This is a genomic window from Kitasatospora sp. NPDC001527, assembly GCF_040298605.1.
In the GTDB taxonomy this organism is placed as follows: Bacteria; Actinomycetota; Actinomycetes; order Streptomycetales; family Streptomycetaceae; genus Kitasatospora.
In genome coordinates, this window is record NZ_JBEPAM010000075.1 from 17,569 (window position 1) to 27,663 (window position 10,095).

The 10,095-nt window shown below is 74.4% G+C and carries 10 protein-coding genes and 1 pseudogene; 5 read left to right on the forward strand and 6 right to left on the reverse strand.

Going from position 1 to position 10,095, the window contains the following annotated elements; translation table 11 throughout:
- Window positions 1-8: 8 nt before the first annotated feature.
- From ABT238_RS36450 to ABT238_RS36460, 3 genes are read left to right on the forward strand one after another with little or no spacing between them, the layout of a single operon-like run.
- Window positions 9-713: a succinate dehydrogenase cytochrome b subunit gene (locus ABT238_RS36450; protein ID WP_350570912.1), complete on the forward strand. Its 705-nt coding sequence runs from the start codon at window positions 9-11 to the stop codon at window positions 711-713.
- Window positions 710-2,656 carry a fumarate reductase/succinate dehydrogenase flavoprotein subunit gene (locus ABT238_RS36455; protein WP_350805750.1) on the forward strand — a complete coding sequence of 649 codons (1,947 nt, stop codon included), beginning with the start codon at window positions 710-712 and terminating at the stop codon, window positions 2,654-2,656. The genes ABT238_RS36450 and ABT238_RS36455 overlap by 4 nt, the downstream gene beginning before the upstream one ends.
- Window positions 2,653-3,390, forward strand: a complete 738-nt coding sequence (locus ABT238_RS36460) for a succinate dehydrogenase/fumarate reductase iron-sulfur subunit (RefSeq protein WP_350805753.1) — start codon at window positions 2,653-2,655, stop codon at window positions 3,388-3,390. Before ABT238_RS36455 ends, ABT238_RS36460 begins: the two co-directional genes overlap by 4 nt.
- Window positions 3,391-3,471: 81 nt before the next feature.
- Here ABT238_RS36460 and ABT238_RS36465 read toward each other — a convergent pair whose 3' ends face one another.
- Together ABT238_RS36465 and ABT238_RS36470 are read right to left on the reverse strand one after the other, a co-directional pair.
- Window positions 3,472-5,283 (reverse strand): sulfatase, encoded by a 1,812-nt coding sequence (locus ABT238_RS36465; protein WP_350805757.1) that lies wholly within the window; start codon window positions 5,281-5,283, stop codon window positions 3,472-3,474.
- Entirely contained in the window at window positions 5,280-5,882 is a 603-nt protein-coding gene (locus ABT238_RS36470) for a PadR family transcriptional regulator (RefSeq protein ID WP_350570907.1), read from the reverse strand. The genes ABT238_RS36465 and ABT238_RS36470 overlap by 4 nt, the downstream gene beginning before the upstream one ends.
- A gap of 89 nt (window positions 5,883-5,971) precedes the next feature.
- Here ABT238_RS36470 and ABT238_RS36475 point away from each other — a divergent pair, with 89 nt between their 5' ends.
- Both ABT238_RS36475 and ABT238_RS36480 read left to right on the forward strand, forming a co-directional pair.
- A complete protein-coding gene (locus tag ABT238_RS36475; RefSeq protein ID WP_350570905.1) occupies window positions 5,972-6,946 on the forward strand; it encodes a formylglycine-generating enzyme family protein in 975 nt (324 codons plus the stop codon).
- Window positions 6,947-7,242: 296 nt separating this feature from the next.
- On the forward strand, window positions 7,243-7,545 hold the full coding sequence (locus tag ABT238_RS36480; RefSeq protein WP_350570903.1) for a hypothetical protein: 303 nt from the start codon (window positions 7,243-7,245) through the stop codon (window positions 7,543-7,545).
- Window positions 7,546-7,713: 168 nt separating this feature from the next.
- On the opposite strand, the pseudogene ABT238_RS36485 reads toward ABT238_RS36480, so the two are convergent.
- The 4 genes and pseudogenes from ABT238_RS36485 to ABT238_RS36500 all read right to left on the reverse strand — a co-directional run.
- Window positions 7,714-7,824: pseudogene (locus ABT238_RS36485) on the reverse strand (alpha/beta hydrolase); the annotation flags it as partial.
- 49 nt (window positions 7,825-7,873) lie between these two features.
- Window positions 7,874-8,782, reverse strand: a complete 909-nt coding sequence (locus tag ABT238_RS36490; protein WP_350570901.1) for a DUF2797 domain-containing protein — start codon at window positions 8,780-8,782, stop codon at window positions 7,874-7,876.
- 262 nt (window positions 8,783-9,044) lie between these two features.
- Window positions 9,045-9,632: a rhodanese-like domain-containing protein gene (locus ABT238_RS36495; RefSeq protein ID WP_350570900.1), complete on the reverse strand. Its 588-nt coding sequence runs from the start codon at window positions 9,630-9,632 to the stop codon at window positions 9,045-9,047.
- Window positions 9,633-9,690: 58 nt separating this feature from the next.
- Window positions 9,691-10,095: TSUP family transporter (locus tag ABT238_RS36500; RefSeq protein WP_350805770.1), on the reverse strand; the 405-nt coding region annotated here is incomplete at its 5' end.

The window sequence follows — 10,095 nt, forward strand, 5'->3', positions numbered from 1 at the left end:
TTGTCGCCATGACAACCGCGACTCGGACGGCCCGGCACCCGTCCACCCTGGTGACGCTGTGGCGGTCGACCGTCGGCAAGAAGGCGGTCATGGCCGTCAGCGGACTGGTCATGCTGCTGTACCTGGTCGCCCACATGCTCGGCAACCTCAAGGTCTTCTTCGGGCCGGACGACATCAACGGCTACGCCGCCTGGCTGCGCACCCTCGGCCAGCCCTTCCTCGGGCACGAGTGGTTCCTGTGGATCGCCCGGGTGGGCCTGCTGGCCGCGGTGCTGCTGCACGGCGTCGCCGCGTACCAGCTGAGCCGGCGCGACCTCGCCGCCCGGCCGGCCAGGTACGCGCACCAGCGGCGGCGGGCGAGCTACGCGACCCGGACGATGCGCTGGGGCGGGGTGATCCTGGCGCTGTTCATCGTCTGGCACATCCTGGACCTGACCACGCTGACCGTGAACCCCAACGCCGAGCACGGCAGGCCGTACCAGAACATCGTGGCCTCCTTCGGGACCTGGTACTCCTGCGTGATCTACGTCGTCGCGATGCTCGCCGTCGGCCTGCACATCCGGCACGGCTTCTGGAGCGCGGCGCAGACCCTCGGCGCCAACAACGCCCGCCGGGACCGCGCGTTGAAGCTCACCGCCAACGGCCTGGCGCTGGTGCTGACCGCGGGCTTCCTGTCCGTCCCCGTGGCCGTGATGACCGGAGTGGTGAGTTGAGCGCGTACCCGCAGTACACCGTCGGCGATCCGATCGCCGACACCCGGGCCCCCGAGGGGCCGATCGAGCAGCGCTGGGACCAGCGCCGGTTCGAGGCCAAGCTGGTGAACCCGGCCAACCGGCGCAAGCACACGGTGATCGTGGTCGGCACCGGCCTGGCGGGCGGCGCGGCGGGCGCCACGCTCGCCGAACAGGGCTACCACGTCGTGCAGTTCTGCTTCCAGGACTCCCCGCGGCGGGCCCACTCGATCGCCGCCCAGGGCGGCATCAACGCGGCCAAGAACTACCGCAACGACGGCGACTCGATCCGCCGGCTGTTCTACGACACGGTCAAGGGCGGCGACTTCCGCGCCCGCGAGTCCAACGTGCACCGCCTGGCGCAGGTGTCGGTGGAGATCATCGACCAGTGCGTGGCCCAGGGCGTGCCGTTCGCCCGCGAGTACGGCGGCCTGCTCGACACCCGCTCCTTCGGCGGCGTGCAGGTCTCCCGGACGTTCTACGCCCGCGGCCAGACCGGCCAGCAGCTGCTGCTCGGCGCCTACCAGGCGTTCTCCCGGCAGATCGCCGCCGGGAACGTGGAGATGCACGCCCGCACCGAGATGCTGGACCTGCTGGTGGTCGACGGCCGGGCGCGCGGCATCGTCGCCCGCGACCTGGTCACCGGCGAGATCACCAGCTACACCGCGGACGCCGTGGTGCTGGCCTCCGGCGGCTACGGCAACGTCTTCTACCTCTCCACCAACGCCAAGAACTCCAACGCCACGGCGATCTGGCGGGCACACCGGCGCGGCGCGTACTTCGCCAACCCGTGCTTCACCCAGATCCACCCGACCTGCATCCCGCGCTCCGGCGAGCACCAGTCCAAGCTCACCCTGATGAGCGAGTCGCTGCGCAACGACGGCCGGATCTGGGTGCCCAGGGCCAAGGGCGACACCCGGCCGCCGGCCGAGATCCCCGAGGAGGAGCGGGACTACTACCTGGAGCGGATCTACCCGGCCTTCGGCAACCTGGTGCCGCGCGACATCGCCTCCCGGGCCGCCAAGAACGTCTGCGACGAGGGCCGCGGCGTCGGCCCCGGCGGGCAGGGCGTCTACCTGGACTTCGCCGACGCGATCCGCCGGATGGGGCGCGACGCGGTGGAGGCCAAGTACGGCAACCTGTTCGAGATGTACGAGCGGATCACCGCCGAGGACCCCTACCGGGTGCCGATGCGGATCTACCCGGCGATCCACTACACGATGGGCGGGCTCTGGGTCGACTACGACCTGCAGACGACCGTTCCCGGCCTGTTCGCGATCGGCGAGGCGAACTTCTCCGACCACGGCGCCAACCGGCTCGGCGCGAGCGCGCTGATGCAGGGCCTGGCGGACGGCTACTTCGTGCTGCCGCCGGTGCTCAACGACTACCTGGCCCGCGAGAAGCTGCCCGCCGTCCCGGCCGACCACGAGGAGATCGCCTCGGTGGAGGCCGAGGTCGCCGACCGTCTCAACCTCATCCTCGCGGTGGACGGCGACCGCACCCCGGACTCCTTCCACCGCGAGCTCGGCGAGCTGCTCTGGGACGAGTGCGGGATGGCCCGCGACGAGGCCGGGCTGCGCCGCGCGCTGGAGCGGATCCCGGTGCTGCGGGAGGAGTTCTGGCGCCGGATCAAGGTGCCCGGCACCGGCCAGGAGCTCAACCAGGCGCTGGAGAAGGCCAACCGGCTGGTCGACTACTTCGAGCTGGCCGAGCTGATGTGCCTGGACGCGCTGCACCGCGCCGAGTCCTGCGGCGGCCACTTCCGCACCGAGAGCCAGACGCCCGAAGGCGAGGCCGCCCGGCGCGACGAGGAGTTCTCCTACGCCGCCGCCTGGGAGTTCACCGCCACCGGGCAGGCGCCCGTGCTGCACCGCGAGCACCTCGACTTCGAGCACGTCCACCCCACCCAGCGGAGCTACGCGTGAACCTCACCCTTCGGATCTGGCGCCAGGCGGGCCCCGACACGCCCGGCTCGATGACCACCTACGCGGTCAGCGGGATCAGTCCGGACATGTCCTTCCTGGAGATGCTGGACACCCTCAACGAGGAGCTGATCACCCGGGGCGACACGCCCGTCGCCTTCGACCACGACTGCCGCGAGGGCATCTGCGGCGCCTGCGGCATGGTCATCAACGGCCAGGCGCACGGCCCCGAGCGGACCACCACCTGCCAGCTGCACATGCGGCACTTCCGGGACGGCGACACCATCGACGTCGAGCCGTGGCGGGCGGCGGCCTTCCCGGTGGTCAAGGACCTCGTGGTGGACCGCTCCGCCTTCGACCGGATCATCGGCGCCGGCGGCTACATCACCGCCCCGACCGGCAGCGCGCCCGAGGCGCACGCCACGCCCGTCCCCAAGGAGACCGCCGACACCGCCTTCGAGCACGCCGAGTGCATCGGCTGCGGGGCGTGCGTGGCGGCCTGCCCCAACGGGTCCGCGATGCTCTTCACCTCCGCCAAGGTGGTCCACCTCAACGTGCTGCCGCAGGGCGCGCCGGAGCGGAAGTCCCGGGTGCGGGAGATGGTGACCGCGATGGACGCCGAGGGCTTCGGCGGCTGCACCAACACCGGCGAGTGCGCGACGGCCTGCCCCAAGGGCATCCCGCTGCCCAGCATCGCCGCGATGAACCGTGAGTTCCTGCGCAGCTCCCTGGGCTGAGCCCCGGGGCGCGGTGCCTCCTCCCGGGCGGGAGGAGGCACCGCGCCCTGTTTACGCGCCGTCCTGCCGCGCGCCGTCCTGTTACGCGCCGTCCTGCCGCGCGCCGTCCTGCTGTGTGCCGTCCGGCACCGGCAGGGCGGCCAGGGTGTCGGCGAGGGCCCGCAGGTCCGCCGGGCGGACGGCCGGGCCCATCGCGGCGAGCCGGAACGGGGAGGTCCCGCCCAGCATCGCCCGCAGCCCCGGGTTGTCCAGCATCGGCAGCCGGGCCAGGACGGCCGCGCGCGCCCCCTCGTCCGCGAGCAGGGTGCGCAGCGGGGTGTGCACCGAGAGCGGGCCGTCGGGGAAGTCCTCCGGCCGCGGCAGCGGCTCACCGGCGGAGAGCGCCTGCGGCCGCTGGGCGCGGGCCAGCAGGTGCCCGGCGGTCACCGGCCCCTCGGCGGGCAGGCCGAGCCGTTCGAACTGGTCGGCGGGGGCGTCGCTCTCGCGCAGCGCCTCGGTGAGCAGCGTGGCCATCCGCAGCTCCAGCTCGTCGTCGACCAGCGGGTGCTCCTGCTCCGGGTCGGCGTGCAGGTCGAACAGCAGGGTGCCGAAGGCGTACGGGTTGCCCCAGGCGTTGGCCGGCATCCGCAGCACGGGCACGCCCTTGGTGAACGGCAGCGGGCCGGCCAGGGTGGCGCCGGCCAGTTCCTGCGGGGTGAAGTGGCCGCGCATGTGGGTGGGCATCAGGGTGTGCTCGAACAGCGGCCGGTTGGACGGGTCCTTGCAGGCGCGCATGTAGACGTGGCGGCCGTCGGTGATGTTGACGTGGCCGCCGAAGACGCCGAACAGGCCGTGCGGGCGGACCGGGGTGTCGTGGGCGACCGTGTCGGCGAGCGGGCGGCCCTGCATGTCGGGGGTGCGCGGGACGTCGAAGTACTCCAGCACGGTCGGCCCGAGGTCGACGGTCTGGACGAGCGAGGCGCGCCGGCCGCCGGCCCGGCTGCGCGGGTCCCAGACGAACAGCGGGGTGTGGATGTTCTCGTCGTACCAGGGCTGGATGTTCTTGCCCCACCAGCCGCGCTCGCCGAGCAGCAGGCCGTGGTCGGTGCAGACGATCAGCAGGGTGTCGTCCCACAGGCCGTGCTCGTCGAAGGCGTCCAGGACGCGGCCGAGCGAGTCGTCGCACATGGTGAGCAGCGCGGCGTACTCGTTGCGGGCGTGCTCGACGGCCTCGGGGCTCTCGGTGACGCGCTTGTAGTCGGGCCAGTCGAAGTGCGGGCCGTCCCAGTCGTGCGGGTAGTGCTTCTTGTGCTCGGCGTAGGAGTAGAACGGCTCGTGCGGGTCGAAGCACTCGATCTGCAGGAACCAGCGGTCCTGGTCGCGGTTGGTGGCGATGAACTCCAGGCCGGCGTCGAAGGTGCGGGTCTGCGGGTGGTCGGCGACGTCGGCCAGGTACTGGCGGTTGACCCAGTCCTGGCGCCACATCGGGCCGGCGCGCCAGGAGAGCGTCTCGGGGATCTCCGGGTCGGCGACGTGGCCCTTCCACTTGTCGCCCTCCTGGCCGCGGAAGAACTCGTAGCTGTCGTAGCGGTTGTGGTAGGTGGCGCCGCCGTCCTCCCAGTAGTGCTGGTGGTCGGTGACCAGGTGGGTGTAGACGCCCGCCTTGCCCAGCAGGTCGGGGACGGAGTCGTCGAAGGGCTCCAGCGGGCCCCAGGAGCGGTGCAGGAAGTTGTAGCGGCCGGTGTGCATCTCGCGGCGGGCCGGCATGCAGGGCATGGAGCCGCCGTAGCAGTGGTCGAAGGTGGCGGCGCGGGCGGCGAGGCGGGCGAAGTTCGGCGCCACCGTCCAGTCGCAGCCGTAGGGCGGCAGGAAGCGGCGGTTGAGGCTGTCGAACATGACCAGGACGGCTTTCACCGGGGCGTCTCCTCGGGGCTGGTGGTGCTGGTGGTGGGGATGGTTCCGTCGGCGAGCATGCGGCGGACCCGCTCCAGCCAGTCGAGCCAGGCGTCGACGGCGGAGGTGCCGTACTCGTGGGTGATCTCGCGGATCATCCGCATCCGCCGGACGTCCGCCTCCGGTGTGCCCGCGGGGAGGGGCAGGGAGCGGTCCCGGGGGCGCATGACCGCGATCTGGCGGCGGCGGTAGGCGAGTTCGGTGTCGATCAGCGGGATCAGCCGCTCCGGTGCGAGCTGGGCGGAGAAGAAGAACCGGGCCATGAAGTCCGGGTCCTGGAAGCGGCTGGTCGGTTGGTACGGGGAGCGGGCCTCGCGGACCAGCTCGGCCCGGCCGGCCTCGGTCAGCCGGTAGACCTTGGCGTCCGGGCGGCCGTCGCGCGGGTCGGTCTCGTAGACCACCCAGCCCTGCTCGGCCATCCGCTTGAGCAGCCGGTAGATCTGGCTCGGGTGGGCGTGGGAGCGGACGAACTGGCCCTCCCCCGCGAGCCACTCCTTGAGGTCCCAGCCGCTGCGCGGCCGCAGGCTCAGCAGGCCGAGCAGAACGTGTTCGAACTTCAACCGGTGCCCTCTCCCCGGCTCCCGCCGGTTCCTCGGATGTCCTCCTGGGTGCATTCTCACCTAGGTGCAAAGTGCTATAGCTTGGGCCCATGAGTCAACCCCCCGCCGCCCGCGCCTGCTGCCTGCCGTCCTCCCCGGCCGGGGCCGGGCCCGTCCCGCTACCGCCGCCTCCGCCGCCGCGGACCGCGGCCGAGCGGCCCGCGCACCCCGAGGCGGCGCTGCCCGGCGGGGTGTTCGCGATGGGCGACGCCTTCGGGGAGGGGTACCCGGCGGACGGCGAGACGCCCGTGCACGAGGTGGAACTGGCGCCGTTCACCATCGACACCGAGCCGGTGACCACCGCCCGGTTCGCCGCCTTCGTCGAGGCCACCGGCCACCGCACCGACGCCGAACGGGCCGGCTCCTCCGCCGTCTTCCACCTGTTCGTCCTCGCCGGCCCGGCCGACGTGCTCGGCCGCTCCCCCGCCGCGCCCTGGTGGGTCGAGGTGCGCGGCGCCGACTGGCGCCACCCCTACGGCCCGCTCGGCGACGCCGGGGACCTCGGCGACCACCCCGTGGTGCACGTCAGCCACCGGGACGCGCTCGCCTACTGCCGCTGGGCCGGCCGCCGGCTGCCCACCGAGGCCGAGTGGGAGTACGCCGCCCGCGGCCCGCTGGCCGGCCGCCGCTACCCCTGGGGCGACGAGCTGCGCCCGGACGGCGCGCACCGCTGCCGGATCTGGCAGGGCCGCTTCCCCGATCTGCCGACCGGCGAGGACGGCTGGGTCGCGACCGCCCCGGTGGGCGGCTACCCGCCGAACGGCTTCGGCCTGGTGGACGTGGCCGGCAACGTCTGGGAGTGGTGCGCCGACCGCTTCGACCCCGGCTACTACGCCCGCTCGCCGCGCTTCGACCCGCGCGGCCCCGCCGCCGCGCCGGGCGCCGACCGGGCCCGGCGGGTGCTGCGCGGCGGCTCCTACCTGTGCCACGACTCCTACTGCAACCGCTATCGGGTGGCCGCGCGCACCGGCAACACCCCCGACTCCACGAGCGGCAACTGCGGCTTCCGCACGGTGGCCCGCTGAGCCGGGGCGCTCGGCGGGGCGCGGGCGGCGCGCGGATCGGCGGCGCACGCCCCGCTTCTTCGACCGTGCGTCAGGATCGGTGCTGACTCCGTCCGTTTCGCGCTACCGTGGTCCCCGCCGAAAAGGAGTGTGCATATGCCCGAGGTTCAGGCCTGCTCCGGATGCGGCGGGTCCGGGGGGACCCAGAAGACCGAAGCCACGGTCGAACGGGACGAGGAAGGGAGCATGGTGCCCAAGATCCACGTCTACTGGTCGCCGTGCGGTCGGTGCCACGGATCCGGGACGGTGATCGTCGGATGAGGCTGGTCCTCGAATGCGTCGAGTGCGGCAGCCACTACCTGCCACCGGAGGCGATGGTGTACCCCGACGGGCCCGCCTCGCCGCTCTGGTGCACCCGTTGCCAGGCCGCGAAGCGCGCGGCGGGCGTCCGGGAGGACCCGCTGCTGGCCCGGGTCGCGCTGGCCGCCGCCCGGGCGGCGGCGCGGGCCGGCGCGCCCGCCGAGGAGCCCGCCGGGCGGCCGGACGTCCGCCCCTCGCGCCCGCCGGTGTCGCGGCGGTCCCGCTCGGGGCCGGGCGCGCTGCGCGGGAAGCTGGGGTGACCGGGGCTCAGCCGCCCACCGCGCCCGCCGTGTCGGCGAGGAAGCGCAGCAGGTGGCCGGCGACGGCGTCCGGGGCGTCCTCCGGGCTGTAGTGGCCGACGCCGGGGAGTTCCACCACCCGGCCGTCCGGGAAGGCCTCCCGGAACAGCGGCGGGAAGTGCCGGGCGTGGCGCTCTCGCCGAAGCCCGTGTGGTCGGGGACGACGACCCGGTGGGCGGGCGCGAGGCGGCGCACCACGTCCCGGAAGAGGTAGCCCCAGGTCGGCTCGCCGTGCGGGCAGAGGACGGCGGGCCCGGCGCCCTCGTCGACGCGGTGCGTCGGGAAGCGCTCAGAACAGCGCCTCCTGGGTGTCCGGCTCGGCCGGGCGCACCCGCTCCCTCAGCGTCAGCCCCGCCGACGGCCGCCCGGCGGCCGGGGCGAGCGTCCAGCCGGTCAGCAGCCGGGTGTCCAGGAGCAGCGGCGCGCCGCCGTCCGGCTGGTCGAGCAGCAGGTGCCGGCCGATCGGCGGGCGCAGCCGCCCGGCCAGCACCGCGCCGTCCGCCAGGCCCTCGACCGCGTGGTAGACGTCGGGGGCGCCGCCGCTCAGCCCGAAGACCCCGACGTGGTCGGTGACCGGGTGGTCCGCCAGCAGCTCCAGGCCGTGCCCGCGCAGCAGTTCGTGCGCCCGGGCGCGGGCCTCGGTGAGCAGCGCGCGGCGGTGCTCCGCGTCGCCGTGCTCCCACCAGTGGTCCACCTTCAGCCGGCTCTTGAACCGCTCCCGGGCCAACCCGGAGGCGGCGACGGTGAGTTCGGCACGGCGGACGGCGGGCAGCGATCCCCGGGCGGCGAAGGTCCAGGCGAGCGCTCCCTGTTCGAGCAGCCGGCTGGTGCCGCGCTGCTCGGCGGTCAGCCCGACCTTGAGCAGCCCCTCGCCGAACCAGGCGAGATAGAGCCGGTAGGTGCGGCCGTCGTCGAGGATCTGGTCCCGGGCCAGCGCCAGCCCGCGGTCCACGCTCTGGCAGGACGCGCACTGCACGGCGGCGCCCTCGGGCGCGATCACGGCGTGGTGCGGGCAGGGCGTGCGCTCGTCCTGGCCCTCCAGCCACGCCCCGATGCACCGCCGCGGCCCGCCGAGCAGCCAGCCGACCTCCACCCCCGGCACCACCTCGCGCTCGTGCACCCGCTTCCCGTGCACCGCGCTCAGCACCGCCCGGCCGTCCCGCCACCCCAGCCCGGTGGAGACCCACCCGCCCGTCACGCTCACCCGCCACCTCGCCGCACACCGTCCGAACCCCCGAGGCTACCGGCGGCCACCGACAGCCGGGAAAGCGCGGTGCGGGCCCGGGCCGCCGTGGCGCTCGCCCTCTCCGGTGACCGGACGGACGACGTGGCCGAGGCCCTCGTCGCGCTCGCGGCGGCCGGAACAGCCGAGGGAGAGGACACGGCCCCGCCGCCGGACCGGGAGCCGGTGGACGGCGCGCGGGTCGGCGGCGGGGCGGGGCCGGGGCCTCCGGACGGGATCAGCGGGCCCCGGTGAGGGCGGCGAGGGTGGCCTCCAGGGCCGCCGCCTGGCCGGGGCGGGGGCGGTTGTACGGAAGGCGGGAGAGCATGGAGCCCATCGCGCAGGTGTTGGTCGCCGCCGAGAAGACCAGGCCCGCGCCGACCGCGGCCGAGACCCAGCGGGCGCCGGGCAGGGCGAGGTCGACGAGCAGGCCCGCCACCACCAGGCCGCCCGCGGCGAAGCGGACCTGGCGGTCCATCGCCCACGGCGCCCGCGCCGGGGCCCCCTCGGGCCGCTCGACCTCGTGTCCGGCGGCGGCCCAGGCGCTGGTGCCGCCGACCAGGGTGGCGGCCGGGATGCCGGCCGCGGCCAGCGACTCGCAGGCCCGGCCCGAGCGGTTGCCGGAGGCGCAGACGATGAGGAGTTCGCCGCGCGCGGCGACGGTGCGCAGCGCGGGGAGGGCCCGGTCGAGCTGGTCGAGCGGGATGTTCAGGGCGCCGGGGACGTGTCCGGCGGCGTACTCGCCCGGGGTGCGGACGTCGACGACGGTGAGGGCGGCGAGGCGGGGGCGCGCCTGGGCCGGGGTGATTTCGGTGAGCGTGGCCATGGAGGCTCCTGTCGAGAGGGGAACGGGAAATTGGGGGAAGGAAGAGGGGCCTTCGGGGTCAGAGCAGGGCGTCGACGCCCATCACGGCGGCGACGCCGAGCAGCAGGACGGCGAAGGTCCGCTGGAGGACGGCCCCGGAGAGGCGGGCGGCGAGCCGCTTGCCGTCCCAGGCGCCGAGCACGGCGGCGGCGGCGAACGGGGCGATCACCGCCCAGTCCAGTCCGGCCGCGCCGCCGCCCCGGGTGACCAGGGAGGCGGAGGCGTTGACGGCGATCACCGGGAGGCTGGTGCCGATGGCGGCCTCCATGGTCAGCCCGACCGCGCCGACCAGGGCCGGTACCGCCAGGAAGCCGCCTCCGACGCCGAGCAGGCCGGTCAGGGCGCCGAGCCCGGCGCCGGAGGCGGCCGCCGCTTCGACGCCCCGTTCTTCGGCATCTCGCCGCGCGAGGCGCTGTCGATGAAC

Excerpts from the sequence above, each read along its gene's own strand:
- ABT238_RS36475 (WP_350570905.1), top strand. The coding sequence starts at position 5,972 with ATGAGTCAACCCCCCGCCGCCCGCGCCTGCTGCCTGCCGTCCTCCCCG.
- ABT238_RS36495 (WP_350570900.1), bottom strand. The coding sequence starts at position 9,632 with ATGGCCACGCTCACCGAAATCACCCCGGCCCAGGCGCGCCCCCGCCTC.
- ABT238_RS36450 (WP_350570912.1), top strand. The coding sequence starts at position 9 with ATGACAACCGCGACTCGGACGGCCCGGCACCCGTCCACCCTGGTGACG.
- ABT238_RS36480 (WP_350570903.1), top strand. The coding sequence starts at position 7,243 with ATGAGGCTGGTCCTCGAATGCGTCGAGTGCGGCAGCCACTACCTGCCA.